Origin of the sequence: Aeromonas sp. RU39B, assembly GCF_900156095.1 — a bacterium.
Classification (GTDB): domain Bacteria; phylum Pseudomonadota; class Gammaproteobacteria; order Enterobacterales; family Aeromonadaceae; genus Aeromonas.
Genome location: NZ_FTMJ01000003.1, coordinates 145,100 through 163,626 on the forward strand (window position 1 = coordinate 145,100; position 18,527 = coordinate 163,626).

The 18,527-nt window shown below is 57.7% G+C and carries 19 protein-coding genes; 13 read left to right on the forward strand and 6 right to left on the reverse strand.

All coding sequences use genetic code 11. From position 1 onward, the window contains the following. Positions 1 to 60: 60 nt before the first annotated feature. Entirely contained in the window at positions 61 to 489 is a 429-nt protein-coding gene (locus BW958_RS05935) for a hypothetical protein (RefSeq protein ID WP_076574819.1), read from the forward strand. A gap of 52 nt (positions 490 to 541) precedes the next feature. Here the strand turns inward: BW958_RS05935 and hemE are convergent, their stop codons facing one another. After that, complete coding sequence (gene hemE, locus BW958_RS05940; protein ID WP_076574820.1) at positions 542 to 1,609, reverse strand: uroporphyrinogen decarboxylase; 1,068 nt, start codon at positions 1,607 to 1,609, stop codon at positions 542 to 544. An 87-nt stretch (positions 1,610 to 1,696) separates the two neighbouring features. Continuing rightward, positions 1,697 to 2,491: an NAD(+) diphosphatase gene (gene nudC, locus BW958_RS05945; protein ID WP_076574821.1), complete on the reverse strand. Its 795-nt coding sequence runs from the start codon at positions 2,489 to 2,491 to the stop codon at positions 1,697 to 1,699. Between the two features lie 164 nt (positions 2,492 to 2,655). On the opposite strand from nudC, the gene BW958_RS05950 reads away from it, so the two are divergent. The 12 genes from BW958_RS05950 to BW958_RS06005 all read left to right on the forward strand — a co-directional run bounded on the left by BW958_RS05950 (position 2,656) and on the right by BW958_RS06005 (position 14,724). After that, complete coding sequence (locus BW958_RS05950; RefSeq protein WP_076574822.1) at positions 2,656 to 3,141, forward strand: Rsd/AlgQ family anti-sigma factor; 486 nt, start codon at positions 2,656 to 2,658, stop codon at positions 3,139 to 3,141. Positions 3,142 to 3,231: 90 nt separating this feature from the next. Then, positions 3,232 to 3,612, forward strand: a complete 381-nt coding sequence (locus BW958_RS05955) for a PilZ domain-containing protein (RefSeq protein ID WP_076574823.1) — start codon at positions 3,232 to 3,234, stop codon at positions 3,610 to 3,612. 99 nt (positions 3,613 to 3,711) lie between these two features. Beyond that, a complete protein-coding gene (locus BW958_RS05960; protein ID WP_076574824.1) occupies positions 3,712 to 4,635 on the forward strand; it encodes a LysR substrate-binding domain-containing protein in 924 nt (307 codons plus the stop codon). A gap of 135 nt (positions 4,636 to 4,770) precedes the next feature. Next, a complete protein-coding gene (locus BW958_RS05965) occupies positions 4,771 to 5,904 on the forward strand; it encodes an ABC transporter substrate-binding protein (RefSeq protein WP_076574825.1) in 1,134 nt (377 codons plus the stop codon). 63 nt (positions 5,905 to 5,967) lie between these two features. Next, a complete protein-coding gene (locus tag BW958_RS05970) occupies positions 5,968 to 6,966 on the forward strand; it encodes an ABC transporter ATP-binding protein (protein ID WP_076574826.1) in 999 nt (332 codons plus the stop codon). Continuing rightward, a complete protein-coding gene (locus BW958_RS05975) occupies positions 6,963 to 7,916 on the forward strand; it encodes an ABC transporter permease (protein WP_076574827.1) in 954 nt (317 codons plus the stop codon). The genes BW958_RS05970 and BW958_RS05975 overlap by 4 nt, the downstream gene beginning before the upstream one ends. After that, positions 7,906 to 8,709, forward strand: coding sequence for an ABC transporter permease (locus tag BW958_RS05980; RefSeq protein ID WP_076574828.1), 804 nt, complete (start codon positions 7,906 to 7,908; stop codon positions 8,707 to 8,709). The genes BW958_RS05975 and BW958_RS05980 overlap by 11 nt, the downstream gene beginning before the upstream one ends. Positions 8,710 to 8,729: 20 nt before the next feature. Then, a complete protein-coding gene (locus BW958_RS05985) occupies positions 8,730 to 10,160 on the forward strand; it encodes a gamma-aminobutyraldehyde dehydrogenase (RefSeq protein ID WP_076574829.1) in 1,431 nt (476 codons plus the stop codon). 105 nt (positions 10,161 to 10,265) lie between these two features. Next, the gene (gene yjeH, locus BW958_RS05990; protein ID WP_076574830.1) at positions 10,266 to 11,549 is read left to right on the forward strand and encodes an L-methionine/branched-chain amino acid transporter; all 1,284 of its coding nucleotides are present in this window, start codon (positions 10,266 to 10,268) and stop codon (positions 11,547 to 11,549) included. A gap of 9 nt (positions 11,550 to 11,558) precedes the next feature. Further along, entirely contained in the window at positions 11,559 to 12,125 is a 567-nt protein-coding gene (locus BW958_RS05995; RefSeq protein WP_076574831.1) for a GNAT family N-acetyltransferase, read from the forward strand. Positions 12,126 to 12,761: 636 nt separating this feature from the next. Continuing rightward, positions 12,762 to 14,351: a methyl-accepting chemotaxis protein gene (locus BW958_RS06000; RefSeq protein WP_076574832.1), complete on the forward strand. Its 1,590-nt coding sequence runs from the start codon at positions 12,762 to 12,764 to the stop codon at positions 14,349 to 14,351. A gap of 97 nt (positions 14,352 to 14,448) precedes the next feature. Next, positions 14,449 to 14,724, forward strand: a complete 276-nt coding sequence (locus BW958_RS06005) for a putative quinol monooxygenase (RefSeq protein ID WP_076574833.1) — start codon at positions 14,449 to 14,451, stop codon at positions 14,722 to 14,724. Between the two features lie 16 nt (positions 14,725 to 14,740). Here the strand turns inward: BW958_RS06005 and BW958_RS06010 are convergent, their stop codons facing one another. The 4 genes from BW958_RS06010 to BW958_RS06025 all read right to left on the reverse strand — a co-directional run bounded on the left by BW958_RS06010 (position 14,741) and on the right by BW958_RS06025 (position 18,506). Next, complete coding sequence (locus BW958_RS06010) at positions 14,741 to 15,586, reverse strand: hypothetical protein (RefSeq protein ID WP_256701863.1); 846 nt, start codon at positions 15,584 to 15,586, stop codon at positions 14,741 to 14,743. 254 nt (positions 15,587 to 15,840) lie between these two features. Further along, a complete protein-coding gene (locus tag BW958_RS06015; RefSeq protein WP_076574835.1) occupies positions 15,841 to 16,737 on the reverse strand; it encodes a LysR family transcriptional regulator in 897 nt (298 codons plus the stop codon). A 116-nt stretch (positions 16,738 to 16,853) separates the two neighbouring features. After that, positions 16,854 to 17,543 (reverse strand): Rossmann-fold NAD(P)-binding domain-containing protein, encoded by a 690-nt coding sequence (locus BW958_RS06020; protein WP_076574836.1) that lies wholly within the window; start codon positions 17,541 to 17,543, stop codon positions 16,854 to 16,856. A 54-nt stretch (positions 17,544 to 17,597) separates the two neighbouring features. Next, positions 17,598 to 18,506: an alpha/beta hydrolase gene (locus BW958_RS06025; RefSeq protein ID WP_076574837.1), complete on the reverse strand. Its 909-nt coding sequence runs from the start codon at positions 18,504 to 18,506 to the stop codon at positions 17,598 to 17,600. Between the last annotated feature and the right edge of the window lie 21 nt (positions 18,507 to 18,527).

Here is an 18,527-nt window from a genome sequence, read left to right on the forward strand (position 1 = left end):
GGGGATAGGGAAAGAGCGTGGCACAATCAGCTGCCGTTGTCTGCGCATGTTGGAGTATCGATGAGAAGAGGGTGCCTTGCCCTGCTGCTGGGGTTGCTGCTGTGGGGTTGCAGTTCGGGTCCGGGTGAAGACGAGATCAAGCAGCTGGTGATGGCCAGACTGCAAGCCGAATTTGGTCAGAGCATTGCCACACCCGCCGAATTCAGCGTGCTGGACAAGAGCCAGCAGCAAGAGGGGCTCTATCGCATTGAGGTGCGCTATACCCTGCGTTTTGTGAAAGACTTTGACGAGCTGCAAGGGGAGCGCGATGCCGACGTGGTCTATGACGGCAACGGTAAGTTCCATCAGGATTTGACCATGATGACCCTGCAAAGCCGCTATGGTGAGTTTCACATGGGCGATACCCGCCAGGAAGAGACCACTGTCTGGTTGGTTAAAACCGAGCAAGGGTGGCGATTGGCGCAGCCGGTGGCCGCCAAAGCGGGTTAATCCGGTGACAGATTGCAAAAGGGCCCGTCGGGCCCTTTTGGTTTTCTAGCCGTTAGCGGCCGTGATAGGGGCGTGACAGCTCGTGCACCGCATCGACAAACACACCGGCATGCTCCGGCTCCACATCCTGATGAATGCCATGGCCGAGGTTGAAGACATGGCCGTTGCCATTGCCAAACCCGGCCAGAATAGTGGCCACCTCTTCACGAATGCGCGCCGGCGGGGCGTAAAGCATGGACGGATCCATGTTGCCTTGCAGCGCCACCTTGTCACCGACCCGGCGCTTGGCATCGGCAATATCGGTGGTCCAGTCCAGACCCAGAGCATCACAGCCGGTGGCGGCGATATGCTCAAGCCACTGTCCACCGTTTTTGGTAAACAGGGTCACCGGCACCCGGCGACCATCGTGCTCGCGAGTCAGACCATCGACAATCTTGTGCATGTAACGCAAGGAAAACTCAAGATAATCGCGTGGCGTCAGCACGCCGCCCCAGGTATCAAACACCATCACCGACTGAGCGCCGGCGCGGATCTGGGCGTTGAGGTAAAGAATGACGCTGTCAGCCAGCTTGTCGAGCAGGGCGTGCAAGGTGGCGGGCTCGCTAAACATCATCTTCTTGATAACGGTGAACGCCTTGCTGCTACCGCCTTCGACCATGTAGGTTGCCAGCGTCCACGGGCTGCCGGAGAAACCGATCAGCGGCACGGCCCCCTTGAGCTCACGGCGAATGGTGCGCACCGCATTCATGACATAGCCCAGCTCATCTTCCGGATCCGGAATCGGCAGGGCGGCCACCTGCGCCATCGTGCGCACCGGACGCTCAAAGCGCGGGCCTTCACCCTGCTCGAAGTAGAGTCCCAGTCCCATGGCATCAGGCACGGTGAGGATATCGGAGAAGAGAATGGCCGCATCCAGCGGGTAGCGACGCAGCGGTTGCAGGGTCACTTCGCAGGCCAGCTCGGCGTTGCGGCACAAGGACATAAAGTCACCGGCCTCGGCACGGGTCGCCTTGTATTCCGGCAGATAGCGTCCAGCCTGACGCATCATCCATACCGGGGTGACATCCACGTCCTGGCGCAGCAGGGCTCGCAGGTAACGATCATTGCTCAGTTGACTCATCCCACCATCCAATCAGGTATCGAAAGTGCATGATTCTACCACGCCCCGCCGACCTGCGGGGCTGGCAAAATGTGAGACGGGGCAAACTCAGGGCATGTCGGCCTTGATGGCATCCAGTGTGAGCCGGATCAGACGGCGGGCGATGGTGCCATCGGGCGGAATCCTGGGCAGATTGTCGGCGCTAAAATAGTCGGCACTGACCAGCTCTTCTTGCTGTACCCGCAGTTCGCCCCCGGCATAATCGGCCAGAAACCCCATCATCAGACTGTGCGGAAACGGCCAGGGCTGGCTTGCCACATAACGGATGTTGCTGACCTCAATACCACACTCTTCAAACACTTCGCGCGCCACGCACTGCTCGAGGCTCTCACCGGCCTCGGCAAAGCCGGCCAGCACGGTAAAGAGCGGATCGTCTTCCCGGTAGTGGCGATGGTGCGCCGCCAGCAAGATTTGGCTGCCCTTGCGCACCGCAACGATGATGCAGGGGGAGATGCGTGGATAGACCACATGACCGGCTTCGCAGCGCATCGCCCACTCGCGGTCGGTAGGGCTCATGGCGCCGCCGCAGCGGCCACAAAAACGGTGGGTTCGATGAAAATTCACCAGTTGCCAGGCGCGCCCGGCCAGCCGGAACGCCTCTTCATCGCCTTGTTCCATTAGCTGGCGAATCGAGACAAATGCGTCGCCGGGTTCGTCTTCGCCAACATCGGCCAGATAGCAAGGTAGACCCTGCCACGAATCAAACACCTCGAAGTTTACTGCCTGAATATGGGAAGGAAGCGCATCACAACGCCCTTTTGGCAGCGTGCCCGCTGCGGTCAGCCATAAACGATTTTCACCGCCCAGCACGAACCAGAATCCTTCATCTAAACTTAACGTCATGATCACGGAGCCTTTATCGGTAACAACCCGGTGTGGTCATGGTACTCCCCATCCGCAATATTGACGATCCTTGATGTGAGTCTATTGACGCCGATGGGGAATTTACATAGTTATAAGATTGTTAGCTGCACCAACCTGAAACAGGCATGCACCACGGAGGGTCTATGCTGAGCAAACTCGAAGAGACCAGAAAAGTTTACGCAGGCAAGCATCGCGCCATCGATGCGTTTCTCGATGCTCGTCAGTCCCTGCTGGTGGAATTTATTCGCCTGGCCGGGCTCAGTCCGAACCGCAACAAGCCTCGTCCGCTACCCTGCAGCGAGGCGATCCAACATTTTTGTGACCTGTTGGTCGATTATGTGTCGGCAGGCCACTTTGAAATTTACAACCACGTCATGCACGCCTACGAGAATGCCAAGGGCGAGCAGCTGGCACTGGCGCAGGAGATCTATCCCAAGCTGCGTGCCTGCACCGACTTTGCCTTGCGCTTCAACGACAAATACAGCGGCGCCAGCGAAGACGATCTGCTCTCGCTCGATGAGGATCTCAACCGTCTGGGCCCCGTGCTGGAGCAGCGTTTCCGGCTCGAAGATCAGTTGGTTAAGGCGCTGGATGTGGTGGATCAACTGGTGGCTGAAACGAGTCCTTAGTCAAGTTTTTCCGATAGCAGCACTGCCATCGGATTGCCGGTGGATTACACTCTTTTGCGAGTGGTCCTTGGCAAGCAACAGGAGAACCCCATGTCAGAGCGCCGCCGCTTTTCGCGGATCCTCTACTCAACCCCCGCCATTCTGAGCCAGGGGGATCACAACTGGAGCACCGTGCTTATCGACATCTCGCTGCAGGGGGCGCTGATCAGAAGACCGGCAGACTGGTTGCATGGCGAGAGCCTCGATTACCATCTGACCTTCCACCTTACCGGAAGCGATATCCGGATTCAGATGGAGTGTGAACTCTCCCATCTGGATGATGAGAAGCTGGGCCTCTACTGCCACCACATCGACATCGACAGTGCCACCCATCTGCGGCGCATGATCGAACTCAATGTGGGCGACGAGGAGTTGCTGCACCGCGAGCTGGAGCAACTGCTCTCGGAGCATCTCGAACACCCCCACCCCTGATTGGTAGCGGGGCCCGATGGGCCCCGCCGCTTTTTGGTTGTCCTGCGCGCCCTCTCCCCGTTACTCTGGTGTAACAAGAAGCGTGTGGCAGGATGCCCGATGAACTTCACTTTTCGCCAGATCCGCTATTTTGTGGCTGTTGCCGACTGTCTGTCGGTCAGCCGCGCCGCCCAAGAGCTGCATATTTCCCAATCCGCGGTCACCGGCTCGGTACGTGAGCTCGAAGAGGGGCTCGGCGCCAAGTTGCTTGAGCGCGGCCCACGCGGCGTCACCCTCACCGCGCAGGGACACCAGTTTTTGCTGCACGCTCGCCGTATTCTCGGCGCCATGAGCGATGCCACCCACTCCCTGAATGCCTTTACCCACCATGAAGAGGGACAGCTCACCATCGGCGTCACCAGTCTGGTGGCCGGTTACTACCTCTCCGATGCGCTGGGTCGCTTTCGCCGCCTGTTTCCGGCGGTGCGTCTGGAGGTGAAAGAGGACGAGCAGCCCTATCTGGAGCATCAGATCGTCAACGGCGAAATCGACGTGGGGCTGCTGATGACCAACCGCACCATCCGCCACGAAGCCTTTGATACCGAACTGCTCACTCGCTCACCGCTGCGGCTATGGCTGCCAGCCAACCACGCTCTCTGCGCCCAGCCGACCCTCTCCCTGCAGGCGCTGGCACAGGAACCCTTGATAGCCCTGACCGCTGACCAGATGGAGCAGGTGATCCGCTCCGGCCTGCGCCGTCACGGTCTACACCCCCACACCGTGCTGCGCACCGCCTCGGTAGAAGCCGTGCGCAGTCTGGTCACCAGCCATCTGGGGATTGCCCTGATGCCCGACTTTGCCTATCGCCCTTGGTCGCTGGAGCAGGAGCGGGTGGAAGCGCGGGCCATCAAAGAGCCGATCCCGGCCATCGATATCGGTCTGGTCTGGCGGCGTGGCTCACGTCTGGACTGGGCGGCGCGGGAATTTATCGAGATAGCCAAGGAGCAGGGGCGTTTGCGTGCCCGCCTGTCGGCGCCGCGATAAAAGCTCCAATCGACATCGATATCACTTTTTCCGATACCTCTGCCGCTGAAAATTGAAATTCTCATTAGTGACGGCCTCTCCTAACCTCGTTCGAGTATTAACAGGATGTTAAGCACCACCGACAAGGAGATTGCCATGAGACTGTCTGCACTTTGCCTGGGGCTGCTGCCCGTGCTCTGTCAACTGCCCGCCCATGCGGCGGTCAAGGGCGAGGGTCAGGTCGATATCGTTGCCTGGGCCGGCTATATCGAGCGAGGCGAAACCGACAAAAATTACGACTGGGTCACCGGATTTGAAAAAGAGACCGGCTGCAAGGTCACCGTCAAAACGGCTGCTACGTCCGATGAGATGGTGGCGCTGATGAATGAAGGCGGCTTTGATCTGGTCACCGCCTCCGGGGATGCCAGCCTGCGCCTGATTGCTGGCGGCAAGGTACAAGCCATTGATACCAGCCGCATTCCCAGCTGGCACACCATTGACCCGCGTCTGCAAGATGCCCCCTGGCACACAGTCAAGGGCAAGCACTACGGCGTGCCCTATCAGTGGGGCTCCAACGTGTTGATGTATAACACCAAGGTCTTTGCCAAGGCCCCTGACTCCTGGTCTGTGGTGTTCGAGCCGCAAAATCTGCCGGATGGCAAACCCAACAAGGGCCGGGTACAGGCCTTCGATGGTCCCATCTACATCGCCGATGCCGCACTCTATCTGATGAACAAGCGCCCTGAACTCGGTATCAAAGACCCCTACGAGCTCAATGAGGATCAGTACAAGGCGGTGCTCGATCTGCTGCGCCAGCAGCGTCAGCTGGTCGGCCGCTACTGGCACGATGCCTACGTGCAGATCGACGACTTCAAAAACGAAGGGGTGGTCGCCTCCAGCTCTTGGCCATTCCAGGCCAACACCCTGGCGGCGGACAAACAACCTGTCGCCACTGTTGTGCCCAAAGAAGGGGTGACCGGTTGGGCTGATACCACCATGTTGCACAGCGAGGCCAAGCACCCGGTCTGCGCTTACCAATGGCTTGAACACTCCCTGGGCACCAAGTTGCAGGGCGATCTGGCAGCCTGGTTTGGCTCGGTGCCGGTAGTTCCGGCGGCCTGTAAGGGGAATGCCCTGCTCGGTGAGTCCGGCTGCCAAACCAATGGCGCCGACAACTTCGCGCGAGTGCACTTCTGGCGCACTCCGGTCAGCCAGTGCAAGAGCCAGGGAACCTGCGTGCCCTACTATCGCTGGGTCTCTGATTACATCGCCATCCTCGGCGGACGCTGATAGCCCCGGGCAGCCTGCCGGCTGCCCGCCTTTTGTCTCAACGTCAGTCAGGAGTAATGCGTGATGCATGCCGTCGAATTTGAACGCGTCAGCCGCCACTTTGGCTCTGTGGTGGCGGTCGATAATGTCTCGCTGGCGATTGCCCCCGGCGAGTTTTTCTCCTTGCTCGGCCCGAGTGGCTCGGGCAAAACCACCTGCCTGCGCATGCTGGCCGGTTTTGAGTACCCCAGCAGTGGCGCCATCCGGCTGTTTGGTAACGAATGCTCCACCCAACCGCCCTACGAGCGCCCGCTCAATACGGTGTTTCAGGACTACGCCCTGTTTCCCAACATGAACGTGCGCGACAACATTGCCTACGGGCTGATGATCAAGGGTGTTGATAAAGCCAGCCGCCACCGCCGCGCCAACGAGATGCTTGAACTGGTGCGCCTGCCGGATATTGGCGATCGCTCGCCGGCCCAGCTCTCCGGTGGCCAGCGCCAGCGGGTGGCCATTGCACGGGCGCTGATTAATCAGCCCAAGGTGCTGCTACTCGACGAACCACTGGGCGCTCTCGATCTGAAACTGCGCGAGCAGATGCAAGTTGAGCTCAAGGGGCTGCAGCGCCAGCTGGGCATCACCTTTATCTTCGTCACCCATGATCAGCAGGAAGCGCTCTGTATGAGCGATCGCATCTGCATTTTCAATCAGGGACGCATCGAGCAAGTGGCGACCCCCGAGAGCATTTACGACACTCCGGCCACTGCGTTTGTGGCCCGTTTTGTCGGTAGTGTAAACCTGTTCGATGGCGAGCTGGCCCAGCGCCTGACCGGCCAGCACGCTCAGGTAATGGTGCGCCCGGAGCGCATTCGCCTCACCCAGCAGGGGACGCCCGGTTGGTCAGGAGAGATCCGCGAGGCGGAATACCTCGGCCCCTATATCCGTTATCGGGTGCGGATTGATCCGGCGGTCGAGCTTATCGTCAACCACCCCAATGAAGGCCAACCCCGTTTACCGCTGGGCGAGCCGGTCTCCCTTAGCTGGGCAGACCACGCCGTTCACACCATCGGGGCCGCCTCATGAACAGCACGAGTCTTGCCATGACACTGCCCACCGACCGGGTGCCGCTGCGCCGGCGCCTCTCCAACCTGCTGTATGGCCGCTCCGGGGTGCTGCTGGCGGTACTGCTCGGGCCGCCGTTGATCTGGCTGCTGCTGATCTATGCCGGCTCGTTGCTGCTCCTGCTCTCCAACGCCTTCTTCGGGCTGGACGAGTTCAGCGGCCAGATCCGCCATGAGCTCACGCTGCAAAACTTCATCGACCTGCTCAGACCGGAAAATCTGGACGTGATGGCCCGCACCATCGGCATGTCGCTGCTGGTCACGCTGGCCTGCGCCCTGATTGCCTTTCCCATCGCCTACTACATGGCTCGCTACACCAGCGGGCGCCAGCAGGCGTTCTTCTATCTGGCGGTGATGCTGCCGCTCTGGTCGAGTTATCTGGTACGGGTGTACGCCTGGAAACTGATCCTGGCCAAGGAGGGGGTGATCAACTGGCTGGCGGTACAACTCGGCGCCGAAAGTCTGCTGCAAGCCCTGCTGTCGCTGCCAGAGATCGGCGGGCCGTCACTCTCGTTTTCACGCATCGGCACTTTTATCGTGTTTGTTTATGTCTGGCTGCCGTTCATGATCCTGCCGATTCAGGCTGCGGTTGAGCGGATCCCCCCTTCGCTGCTGGAGGCCAGTAGCGATCTGGGCGCCACCCCGGCCCAGACATTTCGAACCCTGATCCTGCCGCTGGCACTGCCCGGTGTGGTGGCAGGCTCGATCTTCACCTTCTCGCTGACGCTGGGGGATTACATCATTCCCGGCATCATCGGCAACTCGACCCTCTATCTGGGTCAGGTGGTCTACATGCAGCAAGGCACCGCCGGGAACCTGCCGTTTGCGGCCGCCTTCTCGCTGGTGCCGATTGTCATCATTGCCATCTATCTGGCCATTGCCAAACGACTGGGGGCTTTCGATGCGCTCTGATCAACCCACCCTGCGCCTGCGTGTCGCGGCCTATGGCGGACTGCTATTTTTGCACCTGCCGATCCTGTTTATCTTCCTCTACGCCTTCACCACCGAGAGCAAGAGCTACCAGTTTCCACCGCCCGGCTTCACCCTGCACTGGGTCGCCGTCACCTTCGAGCGGCCCGATGTATGGCGCGCCATCATGCTCTCGCTGCAGGTGGCCAGCCTGGCTACCGTGGTGGCGTTGATCCTCGGCACACTCGCGGCCGCCGCCATCGCCCGCAGCCGTTTTTTTGGCCGCGAGATGGTGTCACTGCTGCTGATCCTGCCCATCGCCCTGCCCGGCATAGTCACCGGCCTGGCGCTGCGTTCAGCCTATGGCGTGCTGGATATTCCGTTTGGCTTTTGGACCATCGTCATCGGCCACGCCACCTTCTGCGTCGTCGTGGTCTACAACAATGCCCTGGCCCGCTTTCGCCGCATGCACCGCTCCTTGATTGAAGCGTCGATGGACCTGGGCGCCGACGGCATCCAGACCCTGCGCCATGTCATTTTGCCCAACCTCTCCAGCGCCCTGCTGGCTGGCGGCATGCTGGCGTTCGCCCTCAGCTTTGATGAAGTCATCGTCACCACCTTTACCGCCGGTCAGCAGACCACCCTGCCCATCTGGATGTATCAGGAGCTGATCCGTCCCCGTGACCGGCCGGTCACTAACGTGGTGGCGATCATCATCGTCGCCGTCACGTCCGTACCGATTTTGCTTGCCTATCTGCTCACCCGTGACACCAGCGCAGTGTCCGGAAAACGCTAATTCGACCAAGGAAGGAAACCATGAAGATGTCGACCCAATTGCTGATTGATGGCCAGTTTGTCACCGGTGAAGGCGCTCCGGAGCCGGTGCTCGATCCTGCGACCGGCGAGCTGATTGCCGAGGTGCCGGAAGCCTCGTTTGAACAGGTTGGCCGCGCCGTCAGCGCTGCCCAACGCGCCTTTGCCAGCTGGCGTCACACCACACCAGCCATGCGCAGCAATCTGTTGTTGCAACTGGCCGCCGCCATCGAGCAACACGCCGAAGAGTTTGCTGCCATCGAATCGCTCAACTGCGGCAAGCCTTATGCGGCCGTCCTCGGGGATGAGTTGCCCGCCGTGATCGACTGTTTCCGCTTCTTCGCCGGTGCCGCCCGTTGCCTGCAAGGACCGCTCGGCGGGGAGTATCTGGAGGGGCACACCAGCATGATCCGCCGCGATCCGGTGGGGGTGGTCGGCAGTATCTCCCCCTGGAACTACCCCCTGATGATGGCCGCGTGGAAGATTGCGCCGGTGCTGGCCGCCGGCAATACCGTGGTCCTCAAGCCTTCCGAGCAGACTCCGCTCTCCTCCCTGCGACTGGCAGAGCTGGCCAGCGAGATCTTCCCGCGCGGCGTCATCAACGTGATCTGCGGCCGTGGCGAGAGCGTCGGCGCGCCACTGGTCGAACACCCGCTGGTGCGCATGGTCTCGCTGACCGGTGACATTGCTACCGGCCAAAAGATTTTGCAAAGCGCTGCCCGCACCATGAAGCGCACCCATCTTGAGCTGGGCGGCAAGGCGCCGGTCATCGTGTTTGACGATGCGGATCTCGATGCCGTCGTCGCCGGGATCCGCACCTTCGGCTTCTACAACGCCGGACAGGATTGCACTGCCGCCTGCCGCATCTATGTGCAAAACAAGCTGCACGACAAGTTTGTGGCCGCCCTGACCGATGCGGTGGCCTCAATCAAAGTAGGCACTCAGCGTGAAGAGGGGGTCGAGATGGGACCGCTTATCTCGGACAGACAGCGCCACCGGGTGGCCAGCTTTGTCGAGCGCGCCATCACCAGCGGCCATATGGAAGTGACCACGGGTGGTCGGATGCGACCGGGCAGCGGCTTTTTCTATGAGCCGACACTGATCGTCGGCGCCCGCCAGGAAGATGAGATCGTGCGCCGCGAAGTGTTCGGGCCTGTGGTCTCGGTGACCCGCTTTAGCGATGCCGATCAGGTGGTGCAGTGGGCGAACGATTCGGACTACGGCCTCGCCTCGTCGGTCTGGACCCGCGATCTTGGCCTTGCTCACAAGATGGCTAGCCAGTTGCAATATGGCTGCACCTGGATCAACACCCACTTTATGCTCACCTCCGAAATGCCCCACGGCGGCATGAAGATGTCGGGCTACGGCAAGGATCTTTCGCTCTACGCGCTGGAAGATTACACGGTGCCGCGCCATATCATGACCAAGCTTTGACTACCGGATGGCCCGCTCGGGCCATCTTTATTTCGTGCGATACCTTGCGATAACCATAAAACGCCCTAGCATGGAGAGTCTTTTCCCCAAGGAGACGACACGGACATGTCAGGACTCAAGAAAGAGCTGGGTCTGCTGCAGGGAATGGGGTTGCTCGCCACCTCCCTGCTCGGAACCGGTATATTTGTGGTGCCCGCCACAGCGGCCACCATCGCAGGCCAAGCCTCGCTCTGGAACTGGCTGATTCTGATTGTCCTGGTGCTACCCATCGCCTTTACCTTTGCCCGTCTCGGCCGCCGTTACCCTCATGCAGGCGGCGCCCCGCACCTGATTGGTTTGGCTTTTGGCGCCGGCGCCGAGCGCTTTACCGCCTTCCTGTTTCTAGCCGTGCTGCCGGTGGGGCTGCCTGCCGCCCTGTCGATGGCAGCCGGATTCTGGCATGCCTTGCTGCCGCTCGGTGGTGGCGGACTGTGGGCCGTCGAAGTGTTGACTCTGCTGGCGATTTATCTGCTCGGGATGCGCGGTCCACGCTCGTCAGGCAACTTGCAGCTGCTGATCGCGCTCGCCATTTTGGCACTCACGCTGGTGGTGTGGTTTAAGGGCGATCTGGACTGGCGTCAGGGGCTGCCCGCATTTCCACAAGCGCCATCCTGGCCACCGATGGCCTCGGCGCTGGCGGTGATGTTCTGGTGTTATGTGGGGCTTGAAGCCTTTGCCCACATGGGGGAAGAGTTCAAGCGACCGGAGCGGGACTACCCCATCGCGCTGCTCGGCGGTGTGCTGTTAGCCGGTGTCATCTATTGGGCTAACTCGGTGGCCGTGCTCACCTTTGGTCACTACGGCTCGGATGCCGATAACAACACCGCCGTCCCCGCCATGCTGGCGGATCTGTTTGGTGAGAAGGCCCGGATTGTGGCGGCCCTGCTCGGTTATCTCTCCTGCTTTGCCAGTATCAATATCTATCTGCAAGGCTTTGCCCGCCTGATCTGGAGCATGGCCCGTGACGGCAAACTGCCCGCCCGTCTTGGCCATCTTTCCCGCCGCGGCGCCCCGCTCAATGCGCTGGGCTGCGTCCTCGGCATCTGTCTGGCATCCATCAGTGTTATCAGCTGGTTCGAGCTGCCCCTCGCCACCCTGATAAGCTACGCCAACGGCAACTTCGTCATCGTCTATCTGCTGTCGATGGCCGCCGGTTGGGTGTTGCTGCCGCGTATTGGCAAGTGGCTGGCCGGGCTCAGCACCCTGCTCTGTCTTGCTGTGCTGCTCGCCCTTGGCAGCGAGTCGGGTTATGCCTTACTGCTGGCCGCACTCTATGGCATCTGGAGCCTGCTGCGCCGACGCAGCAAGGCGCGCCAGAGCGTTGCGCTGATCCAGCGCTCCACCGACTGAGCATTGAACATGCAGATCCCACCGAGCTCGTTCACCGTCAACACCGGCCGTTGCACCATCCGCTCGGCCAGCGTGAGCGATGCCGCCACCTTGGCAGCACTGCGCATTGCCATTGATGGCGAGACCGAATTTCTCGACCGGGCACCGGGCGAGGGGGTGATCACTCCCGAGCAGTTTGCCCGCCTGATTGAGGATGATAGTCAGGCGCCCAACCACCTGTTTCTGGTCGCGCTGGTGGATGGGCAGATGATCGGATTTTTGCGCTGCGAAGGGTCACCACTTCGCCGGCTACGCCACAAGGTGGAGCTGGGGATCTGCCTGTTGCAAGCCAGCTGTGGTCTTGGGATCGGTCGCCGTTTGCTACAGCGCGCCATCGAGTGGGCAGATCAGGCACAGATCGTGAAAATGTCGCTCAGCGTGCTCGCCACCAATGAGCGCGCCATCGCCCTGTATCAGCAACTGGGGTTTGTTCGCGAAGGGGTACTGCGCGCGGACAAGCGTCTGGCCGATGGCTGCTATTACGACACCATCGTTATGGGGCGCTGCGGCGTCATAGGGCGTGACAGCCATGACTGATGATAAATTGGTATTTGCCATACCCAATTATCAACACAGCGCACAACTGTTGAGAATAATGATTTTCAGCCAATAAATGGCACAAAATAATAAACACGCCCAACTGATCATTATTCGATCATCAGCATTAATTATTTGGTTTTATTAATAAATCTAAATACAGAGCAATTGCGTTAATGATCGATAGATCAGTAAATGGCACTGGATAAACGTAAAAGGCTAACCGCTACTATTGCCCCCTGCACCAGCTTGGTAATCAGACGTGATTGGCCATAAGTCATCCATAAGTAATTGCTGATATTAGAAATTATCATTCAAGTCATCATCATTCAGAGCCGCTGTATTCAACAATGTTCTCCCGAATACAGCGCTAATGGTGCCGGCACACTCTTCCCGACCGTCGCGATAAGCACTGCTCGAACATTTCAGAAGAGCATGGTTATATTTCGTTTAATATTGGCTATCTTTTGTCGATAACCCAATATCCTTCTTACCCAGTTACGTTATTATCTTGCACGAGGAGAACGACCTGCCATGAACGCTCCTATAAGGGCAATATCCACCGATTTTTCCCCTTCAACCACCTCCCCCGGATTTTTCAGTCAACGGCTTTCCCAACTGAGCCTCGCCGCCAAAATGAACCTGCTCACCCTGCTGATGCTGGTGTTAAGCCTGGCCGGTGGGTTATTCAATGCCCAGACAGCCAAACAGACCGTGCAGGATGCGCTAGAGCAGAGCCTTGAGGATCAAGTCAGCAGTTATCATGCGATTCTGGACGCCAAGTTCAAAGAGGGTGGCGAAGAGGCGCTGATGAATAGCGCCAAAGCCCTGCTACCGGCGGCGCGCTGGGGTGAAAACAACGCCGGTTATCTGTTCCTGGCCGATGCCGAGGGCGCGCTGGAGGTCTTTCCCCCCAACCCGGCGCTGGCCGGTCAGAAACCCGATTCTGCCGGCGTGGTGGATGAAACCGGTTTGAATCTCTCCCAGACCTTTGCCCAAGCAGTGCGGGGCGGCCAACCCATGCTGGTTCACTACGACTTCCTAAAGCCAGGCACCGACATCACGCTGGAGAAGGTCAGTTATTTGATGCCGGTGGGCAACCATCTGCTGGCCGCCGGCATCTATCTGGATCAGGCAGAGGCCGCTTATAGCCGATATCTGTGGCAGAGCATGTGGATCATGGCGGCCAGCATGCTGGGCATGTTGCTGCTGGTGCAGCTGATTGCCCGCACCATGCGCCAGCAGGTCAACACCTCGCTTGATGGCCTGCGCCGGATCGCCAACCGCATTCTGGATCAGGGCACCCAGGTATGGGGCAAAGATGAGTTTGCCGGCATCAACCGCGAACTCGAGCAAACCCGCCTCAATCTGGCCGAACTGCTCCACCACCAACATCTGAGTGCCGGAACCGTGGCCAGCGCCTCGTTGCAGATGGATACCGGAGTGCATCAGGTCACGCAGGCTGTTCACGATCAACAGCAGCAACTCGACGAACTGGCCTCGGCCATGGAGCAGATGAGCACCTCGATTCGCGATGTCGCGAGTCAGGCAGCCCAAAGTGCCAGCGAAACCCGTATCTCGGCCAGCAGCGCCCACGACGGGGAAGCCAAGATCCAGCAAGCCATCAACGCCATGCAGGTGCTGTGTGGCGAATTGGCCGAGTGTTCCGACGGCATTAACCGGGTGCAACAGCAGGTTGATGCCATCGGCAAGGTGGTCGAAACCATCAGCGCCATCTCCGGGCAGACCAACCTGCTGGCGCTCAACGCCGCCATCGAAGCGGCCCGCGCCGGTGAACAAGGGCGTGGATTTGCGGTGGTGGCCGATGAGGTTCGCACCTTGGCTAGCCGCACCCAGGCGGCAACCGGCGACATTGGCAACATGATTGCCGAGTTGCAAAAACACACTGGCGTGGCGGTCTCGCGCATGGGGGTGTCGGTGGATCAGGCCCAAAACGCCATGAGTCTTTCCGATGCGGCGACCGGCGAATTCAGTAATATCGCGACCCAAACTCGCACCCTGACTGAGCATAGCGAACAGATTGCCGCCGCTTCGGAAGAGCAGAGCGTGGTGGCCAATCAGGTGACCCAATCTCTGCTGCGGATCCGTGAAGCGGTCGAAGAGACCTCGCACGTGCTCGAAGAGCTCAGCACTGCCAGCAACGCCCTCTCGGGCGAAGCGCAAGCGCTGGAAAAAGAGGTCGGGCAATACCGCCTGCCTGCCTAATCGCCATCCGGCCCGGGCATTCGCTCGGGCCATCTTTTGTCCCACTGGCCAAACCGGCGTGCTACGCTGCCACCTCCCCATCATCAGGATAGTGCGCATGAACAAGGTGGTTCTGCAGGGATATATTCAGGTTCCAACCGACGATCTGGCCGACGTGCTGGCAGCCCTTCCCATCCATACGGCATTGACCCGGGCCGAAGCGGGGTGTCTGGTATTTAACGTGACCCAAAGTCAATGTGACCCCTGCCGTTTTGAGGTCTATGAAGAGTTTGCCAGCCGGGCCGATTTTGATGCCCATCAGCAACGCGTCAGGCAATCGGAATGGGGCGCTTGCACCGTACGGGTCGAGCGCCACTATCACATCACCGAATAGCCGTCATTGCCCCTGACTAGAACGCCTTGAACAGTCGATCAAACTGGCGCCGCACTGGTGCCAATAAGGGCGGCTTGGGCGCAGTCAGATTGACCTGAGCTCGGCCGGTGCGCGCTTCGGCGCGGCGCAGAATATGGATAAAGGCCGGGTTGTGCTGCTGCAAATGGATAGAGACCTGATAAGCCCAATCACGCGGTACTCCCCACAAGGTGCTGGCAATGGTGCCAACCAGGCAGAAGAACGCAGGGTCGCGCTCCTCCATCAGCAAGGCATTCTCCAACGCCTGTTTAAGTGAATGGGAGTGATGAATACAGGTCAGCACCCGGGTCACGAAGCGGTCGTAGTCACTGCTCGACTCATCAACGTGCGTCTCGCGCAACTCACCCGATACCTGATAGCCAAACTGATAACCAATGTTCTCGAGCACCGCATTTTTGTAGTGGATAACCTTGGCGTAAAACAGGGTCATCACGATCGCATCAATCGCCTTGCACAGCTCATCATAAGCAGGGTGGCTCTTCTTGGGGCGCGGCGCGGTGTGCAGGGCAATCTCTTCAGAAATAGCGAGCAACCCTATCGGTGCAGCGGTGCTGATAAAGGCATAATCGATGCTCTTTTCCAGATGGTCATCCTGCACATGCTGGGTCGCCACCACATGCTCGGCAAACAGACGGCGCTGTTGGTCGATAAAGGCACCATAGACCAGATCACGGAACTTCTTCTGAGGGTAGGGAGTATCGAGCAGCGTTTCGATGGTCATGATGGCGGCAGAGACCCGACCGCGAAACGGATGCTCGCGGGAGAACTCTGGACGATTGCCGATTCGCAGCGATTTTTGGTGCCCATATGATTTACAAATCATGTCACCAATCACAAAGCCCAGCATAAATCCTCCAAAGTCAGGTCATGATGATCGCAATAGCGAACCCTCTTGCCATTCCCGGGCAGAAATCATCCGGATCAATCAGTTACATCCGGGCGTGGTCCTTGTTTACAAAAATAATCATACGATTAATACCAGATTAAAAAAGAGAGACACCTCGCAACAAGGCGGCTTGATAACATCTCTATCAGCAAAGAGTGACAGGACGCACAGACGCGCAGAGTGCTTGGGGTTCAGCGCTTGATATCGTCCACCAGAAAATCCAGCAGGGTTCGGGTGGTGATTGGAAGATGCTTGCGGGAGGAGAACAGGGCATAAACACCCAACTTGGGCAGCTGGTAGTCACAAAGGAGCGGGATCAAGGCACCGCTTCGGATATGCACATCGGTAGAAAAGGCCGGCAGATGCACAATGCCCCTGTCCGAAAGGGCAGCATTGAGCAGCACCATGGTGTCATTGGCGCTGAACTGGCCGAAGACAGCAATCTCCTCCATGACGCTATCGCCTGCCGCATTGCCGGGAGAAGCAAAGCGCCAGATTGGACCATGCCGGGTATGGATGAGGCACTGGTGCTCGGTCAGTGCTTTCGGTGATTGCGGCGTGCCATGCTGCGCAAGATAGGCGGGCGAAGCACAGACCACCGATTCACAGCGGGTCAGCAGCCGGGAAATCAGCCCCAGCTCCATGTTGTCGCCCACCTGAATGGCAAGATCGATGCGCTCTTCGACCAAATTGATAGGACGATCGGCCAGCAGCATCTCCACCGATACCCGTGGATAGTGCTGCATAAAGCGCCCCAGCGCCTCAGCCAGATACGACTGGCCAAACGAGATACTGGAGGCCACCCGAATTACGCCGCACGGCTCACTACGCTTGCTGGCAATCAACGACTCGATATCACCGGCCAGCGCCACCATCTGCCGGCAGTAAGGCAAAATATCCTCCCCCATCGCAGTCAGCCCGAGGCTGCGATTGGAGCGGTGCAACAATCTGGCACCAAAGGTTTTTTCCAGTGCGGCAATATAGCGGGTTGCCATGGAACGCGACATATCCAGCTTGTTGGCCGCCGCGCTTAAGCTGCCCAATTCAACCACATCGACAAACACCTGCATGGCCACTAGCTGATCCATATCGGCTCCATATGTTCGGTTTATGCAACATGACAAAGCCGATTTTACGCTATATACGCTTATTAATTGCATCTAAGATCCTGACTACTTCTACTCTGACTCAGGTAATCGTGAATTCAGATAATAAGTGCGCTAACTGTCTGGATCTCAGCCGAGGAAATAACCGTATTCCCTTGATTGGTAGGGAGTTTTGCTAATAGTACTTCTGCAACACGCTGAGCTGTGACTGGACGCAAGTTCAGGGGCATGATGGAGCCAAGAAATTGGAATACCTTCATTGCTAATTTTTCAGCAGGACGCTGTTTTTGTCCCAGAGCTGATCTATCTCCAAGTAAGAGTGATGGTCGGACAATTAATAATGATTCAGGAGCCAGCGCAGTCAGTGCTTCCTCAAGTTCGCCTTTTACCTTGTTATAAAAAACACCAGAACGGTTGCTGGCTCCTGCGGCGCTCACCAGACCAATCCGTTTTGCACCTGCTGATAATGATACTTTGGCAACTCGAAGGTTTGTATCTAAATCGATAGCACGAAATGCAGACTGACTGCCAGCTTGTTTTATGGTTGTTCCGATTGCCAAATACAGTTCATCAACAGGAGGTATGGCTGGTAGATTGTTGAAATCGACCAAATGAACAACCAATTTTGGATGCTTCACTGTCAGCTCTTTGCGACATAACGCATGGACTTCACTGACCGTATCATCGGATAATAATCCTTGTAAAATATATTTACCGACCAGCCCTGAAGCTCCAGCAATAGCTATGCGGCGTGAAACTGGGCTGTTGGTTTTGTTAACTTCTGACATAAACAATTCCATTGCAAATGTGGTGTTCCCCGGCAAAAGCCGGAGAATATTGACTCAAAGATTTTCAGTAAAAAATGCACCTAATTTGCGGATCGCAGGTTTAACATGAGTCATCACATCATAGAGATCGATATGTGTTGCATTTTCTACGATGAACAGTTCTTTTTTCTCACTGGCTGCTTTTTCATAAAATTTTTGACTAAAATGCATTGCATCGGATTCACTTCCTACAATCATTAACAAGGGTTGTGTCAGCAAAGAGTCAATGCGATCTGTCGCTGAAAATGTCAGCAGTCTATCCAGACTGGTAAACATCACCTTATTCTGAGAGTTAGGATGCTGAGCGCGAGGTGTTCTGTAATATTCGTGAGCTTCACGCATGGTGACAGCGGTTGTTTCGTCGATAGTCTCAGGCACATATGCCATGTACATGATTTCGCCACCATTGGCTTCAGCAGTTCGTTGCGCAGCAACGGATTCCAACATTTTGATTTGCTCTGCGGGTGTTATGCTGCCATCCCAACCTTCACGGATGGCTGAACCGGCATCAGTTGCACTCACACCCGCAACAGCTTTAATACGCCGTTCAGTTGTTGCAGCACTCACCGAATAACCACCACCTGCACAGATCCCGAATGCACCGATTCGTGATGCATCAACAAAAGGCAATGAAGTTAAATAATCAATAGCACTACGAATATCATCCACTCGCTCAAAGGGATTTTCTAAGAAACGAGGCTCCCCGCCGCTAGCGCCTTGGTGAGAGGCATCAAAGGTAAGCACGATAAACCCCATTTCAGCAAGATATTCGGCATATAGTGCCGGAGACTGTTCTTTTACTGCACCTGCCGGATGGGTACAGACGATAGCTGGTATTTTAGTTGTCTCATCAAGGTTGTCTGGTGTAAACAGTTCTCCAGCCATTCTAATTTGGTTATTGCTGAAAGCGACTGACTTTTTCATTTAATGCTCCTTAGTTTTTTG